Below are 17,940 nucleotides of genomic sequence, written 5' to 3'. Positions count from 1 at the left end.
GAAGTTGGCGCCGATAGCCGTCGCCGCGCCATCCCCCCGGGCTACCATCTGTACATCATTTAAAAAAATGTTCAACTGGAGGAGATACCGTGAACGAAACGATCGACGACCACGCGCTAGAACGCGCCTATTCCGCAGTGTCCGATACCTACAAGGGAACCGGCGACATTCACGCCGCCTGCCGCCAGGCGCGCGCCGAATCGCCGATCTTCGTCGGCGACTTCATCCGCCAGTTCGGCGTACCGACGAATGCCGGCATGCAGCAGGGCACGCGGCCGACCTTTGCATTGTTCCGGCATCAGGACGTGATGGCCGTCCTGCGCGACGCCTCCAGCTACACCAGCGGTTTCATCGCCGAAGGCCTGGGCGCCTTCTTCGACGGCCTGATCGTGCTGGCGATGGACGGCGAGCAGCACCGCAGCGTGCGCGCGCTGCTGCAGCCGGCGTTCATGCCCGAAACGGTGAATAAATGGCGCGACCAGATCGACGCGGTGATCCGCAAGGATTTCCTCGAACCGATGGTGGGACTGAAAAAAGCCGACCTGATGGAGTTCGGCCTGGGTTTTCCGATCCGCGAGATGTATGCGCTGATGGGTTTCCCGACCGATAACACCGAACAGTACCGCCAGTACGCGGCATGGGCGCTGGCCATGGTCGGCGGCAACCAGATCGATCCGGCCAAGGCGGTGGAAGCGCGGCGCAATGCCGGTATCGCGGTCAAGCTGCTATACGACGCGATCTTCGCGGTGGTAGTGCAGCGTCGTGCGTCGGGCAGCGTCGGCGACGACCTGATCGGACGCCTGCTGCGCGCCGAGCACGAGGGCCGCATGCTCGACGACCACGAGGTGACCACCTTCGTACGTTCGCTGCTGCCGGCCTCTGGCGAGACCACTACCCGTACCTTCAGTTCGGTGATGGTGCTGCTGCTCACCACGCCGGGCCTGCTGGAGCGCGTGCGGGCCGATCGCGTCCTGGTTCCCAGACTCATCGACGAAGCGGTGCGCTTTGAACCGGTGGCGACCTTCAAGGTGCGCGAAACGGCGAAGGAGGTGCAGTTCCACGGCGTGACCATCCCCAAGGGGTCCTTCATCCAGTGCATGGTGGCTTCGGCCAACCGCGACGAGGAAGTCTTCGAGCATCCGGACGTGTTCGATATCGACAGGCGCACGAAGTTGTCCTTCGGTTTCGGCTTCGGGCCGCACATGTGCATCGGCCAGTTCGTCGCCAAGATGGAGCTCAACTGCGCCGTCAATGCGCTGCTCGACCTGTTCCCGAACCTGCGCTTGGATCCGGACAAGCCCGCGCCCCGCATCGAGGGTGCCCAGCTGCGCGGTGCGGCCCATGTCCACGTGCTCTGGGATTAAGACCATGAAAACCTTCGACACCATCCCGCAGCGGGCCGATTTCGACTACCAGTGCCTGGTGGCTCCCCAGCAGGTAACAGGCGCCGGCCTGGCCGACCTGCGCGACCACTACGGCCTGAAACTGACCAAGCACATGCCCTTCGGCTGTGTGCGCGACGAACAGGGCGAGATCTACGCATTCGTGCGCGCCCTGAATGCGCCGGGCAGCAGCCCGAATCCGACCAAATTCATCTACCAGTCGACGCGGATCGGCGACGGGCGCCACATCCGCATCGACAAGGAGAAGAGCGCGGCGCAGGCGCTGACCATGTTCCCGCAGCGCTGGCTCGACAAGGACACGGCCGGCTGGTCCAGCCTGGAGGGCGAGCCGGGCCGGCCATGGCGCCTGACCGCCTCCGGAACGCAGTTCAGCTGGAAGGAAGAGGGATTGTTCGAGCTCACCGGAAGCTTGCTCGGCAAGGGCATGCAATGGTACTTGCCGGGCCGCGACTGGGGCACCTTCTACGTCTCGCAGTTGTACGACGTGGCCGGCACTTGCGAAGGCCGCGCCGTAAAAGGCGTCATCACCCTCGACCAGGCCTGGATGGCGGAAGGTGGCGCCATCCACTTCCAGAAAGATCTGGTCGTGAACAACAAGATGCACGTCATCTGGTGGACCTTCGCCACCGTCTACACCGACGGCAGCTGGGACAGCGGCTCCTTCATGGTCGGGCATGGCAAGCTGGGATACGCCATCTTCCAGAACGAGAGGGGCGAGGTCCGCTGCACCACCGATATCGAAGGGCAGGTGGTGCACAAGCCCGGCTCGTATTTCGTCGACAGCGCGCAGATCGTCCTCGACGGGACCGAGCGCTGGGAATTCGTGCCGGACCCGAAAGGCGAAATGGTCGATTTCGTCGGTGGCTTCCCGATCACCGCCCAGCAGGAAGGGCGCTGGCGCCGGGTCGGCGACACCCGCGAACCGGACCGCTCGCTGGGCTGGGGCGAAACCGACCGCCGCAACGGCAGCGCACGCGACGTGCGCGGGTCCGAAACCGGGGCGGGAGGCGCCGCATGAGCACGAACGCAGAGAGCGTCCGCCGTTTCCTCCACGCCCAGGTGGCGTGCTGGAATGCCGGCGACCAGGACGGCTTCCTCGCGGCCTACCGCAAAGCAGCGCCCGGCGGTTTGAGCATCGAATACGTGGGCCGGCCGGCCTCGGATGGCTGGCCGGTGCTGGCGGCGATGTGGGAGCGGCAGAATGCCGCCATCGCGATCGAGGAGGTCGCGGCCATCGTCAACGGCAATGAAGCGGCATGCCATAACCGGAACCGGGTCAAGGGGACGGATCGCGTGATCGAGACCATCGAGCTGTACCGCTTCGACGAGGACGGCGGGCTGCTGGTGCGCTACTTCGTCGGGCCGGCATGAGAAAAGAGCGGCAACGGTCGACATTTTTATAAAACATGTATATATTGAACAGAAACCGTATTTCTGTTCAATTAAACCATGGCCGCGTCAGATCGCTTAAAGCGACAGCGGCGCAGGAGACATGATGACCGGACCCCAGGCGTGCCCTAGCGGGAGGCTGGCATGACGCGGCTGCCGCTGCTTCCTTTGGCCGAGTTCCCGCCGCCGCTCGCCTCCGCGCTCGAGCGCGGGCGGGGCAGCAGGATGCTCAGTTCGGCGGTGCCGGTCCAGGTCTGGGCGCACCGCCCGGAAGTGGCCGAAGCCTGGCTGGGCGCGCTCGAAGCGATGCACCTGCGCGGCGTGCTGCCGGGGCGGCTCAAGGAACTGGTACGCCTGAAGATCGCCTCCATCACCACCTGCCAGGCCTGCCAGCTCGCACGCAAGGACGACTCGGTCAGCGAGGACGACATCGCCTGCCTGGCGCACGACGATCCCCGTTTCAGTCCGCCGGAGCAGGCAGCGCTGCAGTACGCCGCGCTGTTCGCCGGCGACTACATGGCAATCGGCGACGACTTGTTCGATACGCTCAAGCTTCACTTCAGCACAGCCGAGATCGTCGAGCTGAACATGTTCTGCGCCTTGATGCTGGCGGGCGGACGCATGACCTACGTGCAGCAGGCCTACTCCGGGGATCGATAATGGATACGCCTATCCTCGCGAACATCCGCGTCATCGAATTTGCCAGCGGGATCGCCGGACCGGCGGCGGCGTTGCAGCTCTCCGAGGCCGGGGCCGAAGTCATCCGCATAGAGACGCCGGACATGGCCGACGATGCCGGGTCGGTGCTGTTCTCGGTGCTCAACCGCGGCAAGCGGCGGGTGGCGCTCGATCCGGACACGCAGGAGGGGCGGGCGGCGCTGGCCGGGCTGCTCGCGGGCGCAGACGTGCTGCTGCACGACCTGACGCCGGCCCGCTCCGCGCACTATGGCTTGGACGATGACTGCCTCGCGGCGGCATATCCCGGCCTGGTGGTGTCGGCGATCGGCGGCTGGCCGCGCAGGCATCGTCTCGCCGAGGCGCCGGCGCGCGAGACCCTGGTGCTGGCGCGGCTCGGCCTGCTCGACGAGCAGCCCGGCCATCGTACCGGCCCCGTATTCGTGCGCATGCCCTTTGCCGGCTGGCTGGCCGCATGGTTCTGCGCGATCGGCGTCATGGCGCGCCTGATTGCGCGCCGGCGGGATGGGCGCGGCGGCGTCGCGCACACGAGTCTCGCCCAGGCCGCGCTTGCACCGATGAGCATGCACTGGTCGCGGGCGGAGACGCCGACGCCGGTGTTCGCGAAGGGGCTGTCCAAGAGCACGCCGATCCCGCTGCACCGCTGCGCCGATGGCGGATGGGTGCACGTCCATTATTCGCCCGACAAGGCACCCTGGATGGCGCAGGCGCTGGCCGCGATGGGGCCGGAAGCCGTCGCCGCCGAAAACGCGAAATACCCGCCCAGCCACGTGGCCCCGAACTTCGGCGCCAACAAGGCGATCATGGCCACCCGGCCCGCACGCGACTGGGTGGAGCATTTCTGGCAGCACGACGTCGCGGCCCAGGTGGCGTCACCGTTCGGGGCCATCTATGCCAGCGGGCAGGCGCGCGCGAACGGCTATGTGGTCGAAGTCGACGACAAGACGCGCGGTACGGTGCTGCAGCCCGGTCCGGCCTACCTGACCGAACCGCCGCCGGTGGTGCGCGGTGCGCTGGCCGACGCGGAGCGCGGGCCGCTCCATGTTCCCCCGCGGCCCGCGGCGGCGCCAGTCGCGCCGCCCGCACCGGCCGCAGCGCTGGCGCCGCTGGCCGGCATGAAAGTACTCGATCTCGGCGCCTACCTGGCGGGCCCCTTCGCCACGATGCTGCTCGCCGACCTCGGGGCCGAGGTGATCAAGGTCGAGCCGCCGGCGGGCGACGCCATGCGCAGGCTGGAACGGATCTTCGCCGGCACCCAGCGCGGCAAACTCGGCGTCGCGCTCAAGCTGGGCGAGGCCGGCGCGGGAGATGCCCTCGACGCGCTGGTCCGCTGGGCTGATGTCGTCCACCACAACATCCGGCTGCCCGCCGCGCGCAAGCTCGGGATCGACTATGCGGCGCTGCAGGCGCTTAACCCGGCGCTGGTCTACTGCCACATCAGTTCCTATGGCCCGAAGGGCGAGCAGAAGGACTGGCCGGGCTTCGACCAGCTGATGCAGGCTGCCTGCGGCTGGGAAGCCGAATGCGGCGGGCAAGGCAATCCGCCGATGTGGCTGCGTTTCGGCGTCGGCGACTACCTGGCCGCCCTGTCCTCAGTGTTTGCCGTGCTGCTCGCGCACTACCGCCGGCTCGAGACCGGGGCAGGGCAGGCAGTCTGTTCGTCGCTGCTCGGCGCCACCCTGCTGACCGTGGCGGAAAGCGTGATGCTGCCCGACGGCGCTACCACGCCGGTCGCACAGCTCGACCAGGGCCAGACCGGGCTCTCGATCGACCACCGGATCTATCGCTGCCGCGACGCCTGGCTCGCCGTCGCCGCCATGGGAGCGCGCGAAACGGAAGCCTTCGCCGGCGTGGCGGGAAGCACGCAGCAGCAGCGCGAAGCCTGGTTCGCCGGACAGCCGCGAGCATCCGCGCTGGCCGCCCTGTGCGGCGCCGGCGTGCCGGCCGAACCGGTACTGGAGGCGCAGGGTGAGGCCTTCCACGACGATCCGGACCACGCCGCCGCCGGGCTGCACGCGCGCTACCGCCATGCCGTGTATGGCGAACTCGAACAAGTGGGCGCCTACTGGGATTTCGGCGACTTGCCCTTACGCCTGGACCGTCCGCCGCCGGCGCTGGGTGAACACAGCCGCGAAGTCTGGGAACGACTCGGGCTCGGCCCCGAGCGGATTGCCGCCCTCGAACAGCAGGGCTTAACCATTTTATGAACGCATCCGGGGCAAGCGTATGAACGAACTCGATTTTTCAGGCAAGACGGTGCTCGTTGTCGGCGGTTCCAGCGGCATCGGCAACGGCATCGCCCAGGCCTTTCGCCGGCGCGGCGCGCAGGTGCACGTATGGGGCACGAGGGCACAGGCGGCCGATTACGCCGATTCGCCGGACTCGGATCTCGAGGGTCTGCACTATGCCAGGCTCGATGTCGGCGACGCAGCCGCGGTGGCCGGCGCGGAGGTGCCCTTCGAGCGCCTCGACGTGCTGGTCTGCGCCCAGGGCATCGTGCGCTACCGGAGAGAAGAATTCAAGGTGCCGGCTTTTCGCGAGGTCGTCAATGTCAACCTGGTCAGCCTGATGGCCTGCGGCGACCGCTTTCACGACATGCTGGCGCAAGCCCGGGGATCGATGATCATCGTCAGTTCCGCGGCGGCCTTTCACTCGACTGTCGGCACGCCGGCCTACAACGCCTCCAAGACCGGCGCCTACGGCCTGACCCGCACGCTCGGCGAAGCCTGGGCCGGCGACGGCATCCGGGTCAACGGCATCGCGCCCGGCCTGGTCGCCACCAAGCTGACCCGGGTCACCACCGACCACCCCGAGCGGCTGGCCGCCTCGCTGAGAAAGATACCGCTCGGCCGGCTCGGCACGCCGCACGACATGGCGGGCGCCGCGCTCTTCCTCGCGTCGCCGCTCGCCGCCTACGTGCTGGGCCAGACGCTGCTCGTCGACGGCGGCCTGCTGCTCGCATGAACCTGTAACCCGGAGACTGACATGGCATGGGATTTTGAAACCGAGCCCGCATTCCAGGCGGAGCTCGACTGGATGACGGAATTCGTGCGTGAGGAGGTCGAACCGCTCGAGCACGTGCTGGGCAGCCCGTGGAATATCCACGACCCGCGCTTCGCGGCGCTGGTGCGTCCGCTGCAGCGGCAAGTCAGGGAGCGCAGGCTGTGGGCTTGCCACCTCGGCCCGGAGCTCGGCGGCGCCGGCTACGGGCAGGTCAAGCTCGGATTGATGAACGAGATCCTGGGCCGGGCGCTGTTCGCGCCCATCGTGTTCGGCGCCCACGCGCCCGATTCGGGCAACTGCGAGATCCTCGCAGCCTATGGCACGCCCTTCCAGAAGGAGCGCTTTCTCGCGCCCCTGTTGGCGAACGAGGTCGTCTCCTGTTTTGCGATGACCGAGCCGCAGGGCGGCGCCGACCCGAAAGTATTTACCACGCAGGCAGTACGCGAGGGCGACGGCTGGGTGATCAGCGGCCAGAAATGGTTCGCCTCGAATGCGCGCTATGCCGATTTCTTCATCGTGATGGCGATCACCGATCCCGCCGCCTCGACCTACCGCGGCATGAGCATGTTCGTCGTTCCCGCCGACACGCCCGGTATTCGCATCATCCGCAATGTCGGTGTGGCGGACGATCCGGAAGCGACCCATGCCTATCTGGAGTTCGAGAGCGTGCGCGTCGGCGCGCAGTACATGCTGGGCGCGCCGGGCGAGGCCTTCGCCATCGCCCAGGTCCGCCTCGGCGGCGGGCGCGTGCACCATGCGATGCGCGTGATCGGCCAGGCGCAGAAGGCGCTCGACGCGCTGTGCGAGCGGGCGCTCTCGCGCACCACCCAGGGTTCGCTGCTGTCCGAGAAGCAGATGGTGCAGGAGAAAATCGCGGATGCCTGGATCCAGCTTGAACAGTTCCGGCTGCTGGTCATGCGCACCGCCTGGCGCATCGACAAGTACCACGACTACCAGAAAGTCCGCAAGGACATCGCGGCAGTCAAGGCGACCATGCCGAAGGTGCTGCACGATATCGCCTCGAGCGCGCTGCAGGTGCATGGTTCCATCGGCGTCTCGACCGAGATGCCTTTCGTCGGCCTGATCGTGCGTGCCTACCAGATGGGCCTGGCGGACGGGCCGACCGAAGTCCACAAGGTGACCGTGGCGCGCCAGCTGCTGCGCGAGTACGAGGCCTGCGCCGACCTGTTCCCGGCCTACCACCGGCCGACCGCGGCGGCGCTGGCGGCCGAAAAATTCCGCGCGGTGCCCGGATGAGCGGGGAGACCATCGAGACCGTCCTCGACCTCGATGCCTTGAGGGCGTGGATGGATGCGCAGGGCATCGGCACGGGAGCGCTGCGCGCCGCCACGCTCCTTACCGGCGGCACCCAGAACTTCCTGCTGCGCTTCGAACGCGACGGCGGCCAAGCCTGGGTGCTGCGCTGTCCGCGCCCCGGCACGCTGGCCGACGGCGGCAAGGCTTTCCTGCGCGAGGCGCGCCTGCTGCGGGCGCTGGCCGGCAGCGCCGTGCCGCATGCGGCGCTGGCCGCTGCCGGCGACGACGCCGGCGTGCTGGGCGTTCCGTTCTATTTGATGGCGCCGGTGGACGGCTTCACGGCGACACCGCAGCGCTTGCCCTTACCCTATGCGACCGATCCGGGCTGGCGCCACGCGATGGGCCATGCGATGGTCGACGCTCTATTGCGGCTCGGCGAGATCGACCCGGGCCAGGCCGGACTGACGGATTTCGGCAAGCCCGAGGGTTTTCTCGCCCGCCAGGTGCCGCGCTGGCTGCGCCACCTCGAGGATTGTAGCCGGCACCCCGGCTGGCCGGGAGCACAGGCGCTGCCGGGCCTGGCCCGCGTGGCCGATTGGCTCGGCGCGCACCTGCCGGCCGGCTTCACGCCCGGAATCCTGCACGGCGACTACCATTTCGGCAACGTGATGTTCCGCCGCGATCGTCCGGAACTGGCCGCGATCATCGACTGGGAGCTGGCCACGATCGGTGACCCGCTGCTCGACCTGGGCTGGCTGGTGGCCACCTGGCCCGATGCCGAGGGGCGCGGCGCCGGGACGATCCGCATCGAGCCGGCGCAGGGGCTGGCGTCCACTTCCGAACTGGTCGAGCGCTACCGCGCCGGCAGCCGGCGCGACCTCGCCGCGATCGACTGGTATGTGGCGCTGGCACGCTTCAAGCTAGGCATCATGCTCGAGGCCAGCTACGCGCGCTCCTGCGCCGGCCAGGGGAACCCGGACACCGGCGCGGTACACCATGCCTCGGCCGTGCGCCTGTTCGAACAGGCGCTGGCCGCCATCGAAAGCGCGCATGCCTAGCGCGGCAATGCTCGTGCGCAGGCCGCACGCGGCGCTAACCGCCATGCTGGCCTGCCAGGTCGGCCTGCACGCCTGCGCCCAGGGGGTGCGGCTGGCGGCGCCCCTGAACGTGCTGGCGCTGGGCCGCTCGGCCTGGTCGGTGGGCCTGGTCATGACGATGTTCGCCGTGTTCCCGGCCTTGCTGGCGCTGCCTGCCGGGCGCCTGGCGGACCGGCGCGGCTACCACCTGCCGGTGCGCCTTGCGGCCGGCTGCGCCCTTGCGGGGACACTGCTGGTGGCGGCGACGCAAAACCTGTTCACCCTGTGTGCGGCCGCTGCGCTCAGCGGCGCCGGGTCGGGCTTCGGGATGATCGCCATACAGCGCAGCGCCAGCCGCCTCGCCACCGGCGACACCGAGCGTTTGCGCGTCTTCAGCTGGATCGCACTTGCGCCTGCCATTGCCGGCCTGTTCGGCCCCATGCTGGCCGGGCTGCTGATCGACCATGCAGGATTTTCGTCCGCCTTCCTGGTGCTCGCACTGCTGCCGGCCGCCACCTTGCTGGCGGCCCAGGCGGTGCCGCCCGAACAGCCGCGTTCGGCAACTGTGCAAGCGGTCCAAAAAGCCTCGGCATTCGACCTGCTGCGGCTGGCGCCCCTGCGCCGCCTGCTGTTCGTCAGCTGGCTGGTCTCGCTCAGCTGGGACGTGCACGGCTTCGCGCTGCCGCTGCTGGGCGTCGAGCGCGGCCTGAGCGCCTCCGCGCTGGGCAGCGTTCTCGCCGCGTATGCGGTCGCGTCGATGTCGGTGCGCCTGCTGATGCCGCTGCTCGGCGGGCGTCTCGCACCCCGCACACTGCTGACGGGAGCGCTGCTGCTTACCTGCGCGGTGTTCGCCGCCTACCCGCTGCTGGGCAGCGCCTGGGCGATGGCGGCCTGCGCCGCCGTCCTCGGGATCGCCCTGGGCATGGTGCAGCCGGCGATCATGGCGACCCTGCACGAGCTCACGCCGCCCGAGCGGCATGGCGAAGCACTGGCGCTGCGCTCGATGGCGATTCACGTCTCCATGGCCGCCATGCCCTTGCTGTTCGGCGTACTCGGGACGGCAGTCGGCGCGCCGGTCCTGTTCTGGGTGATGGCCGCTGCGCTGGGCACAGGCAGCATGCAGGCACTCAGGATAGTCCCGCATCGCAGTTGACCAAGGTATTCGACCAACGGAAGGAGGGGATATGCAACTGAACGGTAAACGGCTGATCGTCACCGGGACGGCCGGCGGCATTGGCGCGAGCGTCCTGCGCGGCCTGGTGGCGGCAGGTGCGCAAGTGGCTGCGATGGACGTCAACGACGCGGCGGGCAGGGAAGAGGCGGGCCGTGCGGACGCCGCCGGCCCGGGCGCCGCACGCTATTTTCACTGCGACGTGCGCCTGCGCGCCGAGGTCGATGCCGCGTTCGGCGCAGCCACGGCCTGGCTGGGCGGGCTCGACGGCCTGGTGAACATCGCCGGCGTCGAACGGGCGGCCCCCGCGGAGTCCATTCTGGACGCCGACTGGGACCTGATGTTCGACGTCAACGCGCGCGGCACCATGAACACCAACCAGGCGGCCTTCCCGCACCTGCGCGAGCACGGTGGACGGATCCTGAATTTCGGCTCGGCCGCGGGGGTGATGGGCCTCCCCGGCTGTGCCCATTATTCCGCCGCCAAGGCCGCCGTGCTGGGCTGGACCCGGACCGTGGCCAAGGAGTGGGGCCGCCACGGCATCAGCGTGAATGCCGCTGCGCCAGGGATGTGGACGCCGATGTACGAAGCGCACCGCGCACGCATGGATGCGCAGGCGCTGGCCGCGCACGACGCGATGATGGCCGGCCTGATCCCGCTCGGCGGCAGGCTGGGCGATCCGGACCGCGACATGACGCCCTTCGTTGTCTTCATGATGAGCGACGGCGCCCGCTTCATCACCGGCCAGACCCTCGCCGTGGACGGCGGCCTGATGATCCCGTAGCGCAGCCAGCGCAACGCGAATTGCTTGGCAATCCTCCGGAAATAGAGCACTATCTGCAAAAGTGTTCAACTAAAGGTCCGCGCACCACCAGGACCAACAACCGGAGGATGACAGCATGAGCAGTGTGAAAGAAGTGAGTCTCGAGAGTGCCTATTCAGGCGTGGCCGACAATTACCGTGGCGGGGATGTCGACCTGCACGCGATCTACCGCGACATGCGCAAGCATTCTCCGATCATCGCCGAGAACTTCATGGGCAAGCTTGGCGTGCCGAATATCGCCGGGCTCGACGCGAACCGGCCGACCTTCACGGTGTTCAAGTACAAGGAAACGATGGCGGTGCTGCGCGACGCCACCAACTACACCAGCGGCTTCATCGCCGAAGGCCTTGGTTCCTTCTTCGATGGCCTGATCCTGACGGGCATGGATGGCGACGCGCACAAGAAGGCGCGGGCGCTGCTGCAGCCCATCTTCATGCCGGAAGTCGTCAACAAATGGCGCGATTCGAAAATGGATCCGATCCTGCGCAAGGAGTTCCTGGCCGAGCTGGTGCCGAAGAAGAAGGCCGACCTGATGGAATTCGGCCTGTACTTCCCGATCCGCCTGATCTACGCCCTGATCGGATTCCCGGGCAGCGAGCCGGAAAAGATCAAGCAGTACGCCGCCTGGGCGCTGGCGATACTGGCTGGACCCCAGGTCGACGCGGAAAAGGCCGCGCTGGCCCGCAAGGCGGCCATGGAGGCCGCCAAGTCGCTCTACGACGCGACCCATGAGGCGGTGGTCGAAGTGCGCAGGAACGGCGCCGCCAGCGACGACCTGATCAGCCGCCTGATCCGCGCCGAGAGCGATGGCCGCAGCTTCGACGACCATGAGGTGACCACCTTCGTGCGCTCGCTGCTGCCGGCAGCGGCCGAGACCACCACGCGTACCTTCGGCACCCTGATGACGCTGCTCCTCGAGCGCCCGGCGCTGCTCGAGCGCGTGCGCCAGGACCGCAGCCTGATCCCGAAGGCGATCGACGAGGCGATCCGCTTCGAGCCGGTCGCCACCTTCAAGGTGCGCCAGGCGGCCCAGAACCTGGAACTGGCCGGGATGGCGATCCCGAAAGGGGCGATGGTCCAGTGCATCGTCAGTTCGGCCAACCGCGACGAGGAAGCATTCGAGAACAGCGAGGAGTTCGACATCGACCGCAAGCCGAAACCTTCGTTCGGCTTCGGCTTCGGCCCGCACATGTGCATCGGGCAGTTCATCGCCAAGACCGAGCTGCAGGTGGCCGTCAACGCCATCCTCGACCTGATGCCGAACTTGCGCCTGGATCCGGACATGCCCGCGCCGCACATCACGGGCGCGCAATTGCGCGGACCGAAGCACGTGCACGTCCTCTGGGATTGAAGCTGCACGACTTTTTATGAACAGAAAACGAAAAAGTGTTTAATAAATCCGGTTTCTGTTCTAGAATTGAAGCCAGAACAAAACCATTCGCTGGTTGTACAAATCACATTCTCGGAGACAACGATGAAATATGAAGACCTGATCCTGGTCAGCGTGGACGACCACGTGATCGAGCCGCGCGGCGCATTCGACCGCCACATGCCTGCCAAATTCAAGGGCCGCCAGCCGAAAGTCGAGTCCATCAAAGGGCGCGACGTCTGGGTCTTCGAAGACCGCGCGACGGGCTACATGGGCCTCAATTCGGTGGTCGGCCGCCCCAAGGACGAATACGGCATGGAGCCGCTCTCCTACGAGCAGATGCGCCGCGGCACCTGGGACGTCAAGGCGCGCGTCGACGACATGAACGCCAACGGCGTCCTCGGTTCGCTGTGCTTTCCGACCTTCCCCGGTTTCGCCGGCCAGCGCTTCCAGGTGATGAACGACCGCGAGGTCAGCCTTGCCGCGATCCAGGCCTATAACGACTGGCACCTGCACGACTGGTGCAACGCCGCGCCGGGCCGCTTCATCCCCCTCATGATGGTTCCCTGGTGGGACATGCAGGCCGCTGCCGCCGAAGTCAAGCGCCTGGCCGACCAGGGCGTGCATGCGCTGACCCTGTCCGACAATCCGACCGTGCATGGCTACCCGTCGATCCACAATGCGTACTGGGATCCGCTGTGGAAGGCCTGCGCCGATAACAACGTCGTGATCTGCTGCCACATCGGCACCGGCGTCAAGGCGGCCCACGCATCCGACGAATCGCCGATCGACGCCTGGATCACCTCGATGCCGATCTCGATCTCGAACTCGGCCGCCGACTGGATCTGGGCGCCGATGTGGAAGAAGTTCCCGAAGCTGCGCATGGCCCTGTCCGAAGGCGGCATTGGCTGGATTCCCTACCTGCTCGAACGCGCCGACTTCACGCATAGCCACCACCACGAGTGGACCAATTCGAACTTCGGCGACAAGAAGCCGAGCGATATCTTCAATGAACACATCATCACCTGCTTCATCGAGGATGCATTCGGCCTGAAAAATCTCGATTCGATCAATGTCGACAAGGTCACCTGGGAATGCGATTACCCGCACTCCGACTGCACCTGGCCGAATTCGGCGAACGTGTTCTGGAGCCAGGCCCAGCACCTGTCGGACGAGGTCATCAACAAGATCACGCACCTGAATGCGATGCGCGAGTTCTCCTACGATCCTTTCTCGGTCCTCGGGCGCGAGAACTGCACCGTCGGCGCGCTCAAGGCGCAGGCCACGCACGTGAGCATCGAGCCGGCCCTCGGGCTGGGCGGCGCGGCGCCGGAGCGCGACCCGAGCCGTCCGGTGACCTCGGGCGACATCAACAAGATGTTTGCCGCCGCCGACGCCCAGACCGCGCTCTGAGCATCCGCTGACGGGAAGGGCGACCTTCCCGGGACCTGGCCGCATCGACAGCGGCCAGGAGTCCGACTCCAACGCATGACTGCCCATGTCCATCGACCAGTTCACATTCAGTCCCATCCCGCCCGAGGCCGAGGCCATTCGCGCCGACGTGCGCGCCTTTTTGGCCGACGCCCTGGCGCACTATCCGCCGACCCGGCGCGCCGAATCCTGGATGGGATTCGATGCCCAGTTCAGCCGCCGCCTGGGTGCGCGCGGCTGGGTCGGGATGGCGCTGCCGAAACGCTATGGTGGCGCCGATGCGAGTCCCTTTACCCGCTATGTCGTGATCGAGGAGCTGCTGGCCGCCGGCGCGCCGGTATCGGCCCACTGGTTCGCCGACCGCCAGAGCGGACCTCAGATCCTGCATTACGGTACCGAGGCGCAGAAAGAGTTCCATTTGCCCGCGATCTGCCGCGGCGAGCAGTTCTTCTGCATCGGCATGAGCGAACCGAATTCCGGCTCCGACCTCGCTTCCATCAAGACCAGCGCGCGCCGCGCCGGCGACAAGTGGATCGTCAACGGGCAGAAGGTCTGGACCACGAATGCCCATCGCTCGCACTACATGATCGCGCTGGTACGAACCGGCATCGACAGCAAGCGCAACGAGGGACTGTCCCAGTTCATCATCGACCTGTCGCTGCCGGGGATCACGATCCGGCCGATCAAGGACCTGACCGGGGCCACGCATTTCAACGAAGTGTTTTTCGACGACCTGACACTCGAAGCGGACGCCCTGATCGGCACCGAAGGGCAGGGCTGGGCGCAAGTGACGGCGGAGCTGGCCTTCGAGCGCAGCGGGCCGGAGCGCTTCCTGAGCTCGATCGCCCTGATGCATACGCTGATCGAGGCGGTCGGCAGCGAGCCGGACGCTTACCAGGCGCGCGAGATCGGACGCCTGGCGGCGCGCCTGGTCACGCTGCGCCAGATGTCGCTCGCGGTGACGGCCCAGCTGGCGGCCGGACGCAACCCGGCCTTGGAAGCATCGGTTGTCAAGGAACTCGGCACCACCTTCGAGCAGGAGCTGCCGGAACTGGCGCAGCTGCTGCTCGAAACCCTGCCCGCCACGCGCGGAAGCAGCGAGCACGCACGGGTACTGGCCTACCTGACCCAGGAGGCCCCTTCATTTTCACTGCGCGGTGGCACGCGCGAAATACTCCGCGGGATCATCGCGCGCGGTCTGGGAATGCGTTAATCATGAGACAACTGTTCGATTCAACGGTCGAGCGCCTGTTCGCCGACCTGGCCAGCCCCGCCGCGGTGCTGGCCTGCGAAGGCGGTAACGGGCCTCATTCATGGCCGCATGCCATGTGGGCGCAAGTCGAGGAATCCGGCTTTCCGCTGGCGCTGGTGCCCGAGTCCCTCGGCGGAGCGGGCGCGTCCTGGGCCGATGTCTGCGGCGTGATCCGGCTCGCCGGCCGCTTCAACCTGCCCTTGCCGCTGCCGGAGGCCATGCTGGCCAACTGGCTGCTCGGAGCGGCCGGCCTGGCGCCGGCGGCAGGGGCGGTCAGCATCGCCGGTTCCGGCAGCTTGCGCCTGCAGGGCGCAACGGTCAGCGGCGAAGCGCTCGACGTTCCCTGGGGCGATGCGGTGCCCTTCGTGGTCGCGGTGACGGGCGGTGCCAACCCGGCGGTCGTCCTGCTGCCGACCGAGGCGGCCCGCCGCCAGGAGAGCGCGAATATCGCCGCCGAGCCCCGCGCGATCCTGCTGTTCCACGAGGTCGCCCCAGTCGCGCACGCGGCGCTGCCGGCCGGCTGGCCGACCGACGTGCTGCTGCTTGGCGGCGCCATGCTGCGCGCCGCGCAGATAGCCGGCGCCATGGAAGCGGTGCTGGCGATGGCGACGCAGTATGCCGGCGAGCGCGTCCAGTTCGGCAAGCCGATCGGCAGCTTCCAGGCGATCCAGCACCAGGTAGCGGTTCTGGCCGAACAGACTGCCGCCGCCGTCATGGCCTCCGAAGCCGCGTTCGCGGCCGCCGAAACGCGCATCGTGCGCCTGCAGGCCATTGCGGCGAAGATCTGCGCCTCCGAAGCGGCGGGCGTCGGCGCCAGCGTGGCCCACGCGGTGCACGGCGCGATCGGCTTCACGCACGAGCATTCGCTGCACCTGACGACGCGCCGGCTGTGGTCCTGGCGCAGTGAATTCGGGTCGGCCACGGCCTGGTCGCAGCGCCTAGGCCGCGCCGTGTGCGCCGCCGGCCCGCACGGGTTCTGGCCGGGGGTAACGGCTGGCCATTTCGACACTTTGCAGGAGCTGCGCGCATGAAACCATTCCTGGCAATCGAGCGCGATGGCGCGATCCTCACCGTGCGGATGGACAGTCCGGAGACCCGCAATGCCCTAAGCCTGCCGTCCCAGATGCAGGAATTCGTCGACCTGTGCGCCATGGTGCGCGCCGACCGCGGCATCAAGGTCGTGGTCCTGACCGGCAACGGACCGGCCTTCTGCGCCGGCGGCAACGTCAAGGACATGGCCGAGCGCGGCGGCATTTTCGCCGGCTCGCCCTACGAGGTCAGCGAAAGCTACCGCAACGGCATCCAGCGCATTCCGCTTTGCCTCTATAGCCTGGAAGTGCCCGTGATCGCGGCGATGAACGGCCCGGCCATCGGAGCTGGACTCGACCTCGCCTGCATGTGCGACGTGCGGGTGGCCGCCGACTCGGCCAAGTTCGCCGAGAGTTTCGTCAAGTTGGGCATCGTGCCGGGCGACGGCGGCGCCTGGCTGCTGCCGCGCATCGTCGGCATGCCCAAGGCCAGCCTGATGGCGCTGACGGGCGACGCCATCGATGCGCAGACCGCGCTGGCCTGGGGGCTGGTCACCGAAGTGGTGCCGGCGGCCGAGGTCCTGGAGGCGGCGCTGGCGATCGCGCGGCGCATAGCGGCGAACCCCTCGCACGGGCTGCGCCTGACCAAGCGCCTGCTGCGCGAAGGCCAGCACATGCGGCTCGATTCGCTGCTGGAGATGTCGGCCGCCTACCAGGCGCTGGCCCACCATACCGAGGACCATGCCGAGGCGGTCTCGGCCTTCCTCGGCAAGCGCGAACCGCAGTACCAGGGACGCTAGATCCCATTTCATCAGGAGACACGACAATGCGCAGCGTATTCCGGGAAGACCATCACATGTTCCGCGAGATGGCCCGACGGTTCATCGAGAACGAAATCGTGCCGCACCTGGCCGAGTGGGAGCACGCCGGCATCGTGCCGAAGTCGGTATGGAAAAAGGCCGGCGAAGTCGGCCTGCTGTGTTCGACCGTGCCCGAGGAGTACGGCGGCGCCGGCGGCGACTTCGGCCACTCGGCGGTCATGATCGAAGAGCTGGCCCGGGTGAACGCCACCGCCATCGGTTTCACTACCCATTCGGAAATCGTCGCGCCCTATATCGTCGCCTACGGCAGCGAAGAGCAGAAGCGCAAGTGGCTTCCTAAAATGGTCAGCGGCGAGATGATCGGCGTGATCGCGATGAGCGAACCGGGCATCGGCTCGGACCTGCGCTCGATGCGCACCAGCGCCCGGCGCGAGGGCGACGACTACGTGGTCAACGGTCAGAAGACTTTTATTACCAACGGCGGCAATGCCGACCTGATGGTCACGGCGACCAAGCTCGATCCGGGCGCGAAGGAACTCACGCTGATCTGCGTCGAGGCCGAGCGGCCGGGCTTCTCGAAGGGCAAGCTGCTGGAAAAGATCGGGCTGAAGGGCCAGGATACCTCCGAGCTGTTCTTCGACGAGGTGCGGGTGCCGGTCGAGAACCGGCTCGGCGAAGAGAACAAGGGTTTTTCCTATTTGACGCACCAGCTGGCCTGGGAGCGCACCATCATCGGCCTGCGCGCCGCCGCGTGCATCGAGGCCCTGCTCGACGATACGCTGGAATACGTACGCGAGCGCAAGGTCTTCGGCAAGACCGTGTTCGATTTCCAGAATACGAAGTTCAAGCTGGCCGAGTGCAAGGCGCAGGCGACCATGCTCAGGGTCTTCGTCGACGACTGCCTGGGCAAGGCCATGCGCGGCGAGCTGTCGCCCGAAGTGGGCGCCATGTGCAAGCTGCTGGGCTCCGAAATGCAGGGCAAGATCCTCGACGAGCTGCTCCAGCTGCACGGCGGCTATGGCTTCATGAGCGAATACAAGATCAGCCGCGCCTGGGTCGATGCCCGGGTGGCGCGCATCTATGGCGGGACCTCCGAAATCATGAAAGAGATCATCGCCCGCTCGCTGTAGCCGTTAGGCCGCTTCCACGTTTCCAGACCGGTCTCCCTCCACGTCCCGCAGTGGGACGGGAGGCCGCTCGCCCGCACCGTTCATCAAAACC

At 67.3% G+C, this 17,940-nt stretch carries 16 protein-coding genes; all 16 read left to right on the top strand.

The features are described from left to right. Window positions 1–89: 89 nt before the first annotated feature. Complete coding sequence (locus ACWCIA_RS20605; RefSeq protein ID WP_454166342.1) at window positions 90–1,364, top strand: cytochrome P450; 1,275 nt, start codon at window positions 90–92, stop codon at window positions 1,362–1,364. 4 nt (window positions 1,365–1,368) lie between these two features. Then, window positions 1,369–2,421, top strand: coding sequence for a hypothetical protein (locus ACWCIA_RS20600; RefSeq protein ID WP_454166341.1), 1,053 nt, complete (start codon window positions 1,369–1,371; stop codon window positions 2,419–2,421). Next, window positions 2,418–2,774, top strand: coding sequence for a nuclear transport factor 2 family protein (locus tag ACWCIA_RS20595; RefSeq protein WP_454166339.1), 357 nt, complete (start codon window positions 2,418–2,420; stop codon window positions 2,772–2,774). Before ACWCIA_RS20600 ends, ACWCIA_RS20595 begins: the two co-directional genes overlap by 4 nt. Window positions 2,775–2,936: 162 nt before the next feature. After that, window positions 2,937–3,452: a carboxymuconolactone decarboxylase family protein gene (locus ACWCIA_RS20590; RefSeq protein ID WP_454166337.1), complete on the top strand. Its 516-nt coding sequence runs from the start codon at window positions 2,937–2,939 to the stop codon at window positions 3,450–3,452. Next, a complete protein-coding gene (locus ACWCIA_RS20585; protein ID WP_454166335.1) occupies window positions 3,452–5,695 on the top strand; it encodes a CoA transferase in 2,244 nt (747 codons plus the stop codon). The genes ACWCIA_RS20590 and ACWCIA_RS20585 overlap by 1 nt, the downstream gene beginning before the upstream one ends. A gap of 19 nt (window positions 5,696–5,714) precedes the next feature. Further along, window positions 5,715–6,452: an SDR family NAD(P)-dependent oxidoreductase gene (locus ACWCIA_RS20580; protein WP_454166334.1), complete on the top strand. Its 738-nt coding sequence runs from the start codon at window positions 5,715–5,717 to the stop codon at window positions 6,450–6,452. A gap of 21 nt (window positions 6,453–6,473) precedes the next feature. Then, window positions 6,474–7,748 carry an acyl-CoA dehydrogenase family protein gene (locus tag ACWCIA_RS20575; RefSeq protein ID WP_454166332.1) on the top strand — a complete coding sequence of 425 codons (1,275 nt, stop codon included), beginning with the start codon at window positions 6,474–6,476 and terminating at the stop codon, window positions 7,746–7,748. Next, entirely contained in the window at window positions 7,745–8,806 is a 1,062-nt protein-coding gene (locus ACWCIA_RS20570) for a phosphotransferase family protein (protein WP_454166331.1), read from the top strand. Before ACWCIA_RS20575 ends, ACWCIA_RS20570 begins: the two co-directional genes overlap by 4 nt. Further along, window positions 8,799–9,977: an MFS transporter gene (locus ACWCIA_RS20565; protein ID WP_454166329.1), complete on the top strand. Its 1,179-nt coding sequence runs from the start codon at window positions 8,799–8,801 to the stop codon at window positions 9,975–9,977. Before ACWCIA_RS20570 ends, ACWCIA_RS20565 begins: the two co-directional genes overlap by 8 nt. A 31-nt stretch (window positions 9,978–10,008) precedes the next feature. After that, the gene (locus tag ACWCIA_RS20560) at window positions 10,009–10,779 is read left to right on the top strand and encodes an SDR family NAD(P)-dependent oxidoreductase (RefSeq protein WP_454166327.1); all 771 of its coding nucleotides are present in this window, start codon (window positions 10,009–10,011) and stop codon (window positions 10,777–10,779) included. Window positions 10,780–10,894: 115 nt separating this feature from the next. Next, the gene (locus tag ACWCIA_RS20555; RefSeq protein ID WP_454166325.1) at window positions 10,895–12,169 is read left to right on the top strand and encodes a cytochrome P450; all 1,275 of its coding nucleotides are present in this window, start codon (window positions 10,895–10,897) and stop codon (window positions 12,167–12,169) included. Between the two features lie 123 nt (window positions 12,170–12,292). Next, window positions 12,293–13,600, top strand: a complete 1,308-nt coding sequence (locus tag ACWCIA_RS20550; RefSeq protein ID WP_454166323.1) for an amidohydrolase family protein — start codon at window positions 12,293–12,295, stop codon at window positions 13,598–13,600. A gap of 85 nt (window positions 13,601–13,685) precedes the next feature. Further along, a complete protein-coding gene (locus tag ACWCIA_RS20545; RefSeq protein WP_454166321.1) occupies window positions 13,686–14,831 on the top strand; it encodes an acyl-CoA dehydrogenase family protein in 1,146 nt (381 codons plus the stop codon). A gap of 2 nt (window positions 14,832–14,833) precedes the next feature. Then, window positions 14,834–15,901, top strand: coding sequence for an acyl-CoA dehydrogenase family protein (locus ACWCIA_RS20540; RefSeq protein WP_454166320.1), 1,068 nt, complete (start codon window positions 14,834–14,836; stop codon window positions 15,899–15,901). Further along, window positions 15,898–16,698: a crotonase/enoyl-CoA hydratase family protein gene (locus ACWCIA_RS20535; protein ID WP_454166318.1), complete on the top strand. Its 801-nt coding sequence runs from the start codon at window positions 15,898–15,900 to the stop codon at window positions 16,696–16,698. The genes ACWCIA_RS20540 and ACWCIA_RS20535 overlap by 4 nt, the downstream gene beginning before the upstream one ends. Before the next feature lie 26 nt (window positions 16,699–16,724). Beyond that, a complete protein-coding gene (locus tag ACWCIA_RS20530) occupies window positions 16,725–17,849 on the top strand; it encodes an acyl-CoA dehydrogenase family protein (protein WP_454166316.1) in 1,125 nt (374 codons plus the stop codon). The last annotated feature ends 91 nt before the right edge of the window (window positions 17,850–17,940 follow it).

Source organism: Massilia sp. SYSU DXS3249, from assembly GCF_053668055.1.
The sequence above is the reverse complement of the archived record's forward strand: the minus strand, read 5'-3'. Positions and strand labels throughout refer to the sequence as shown.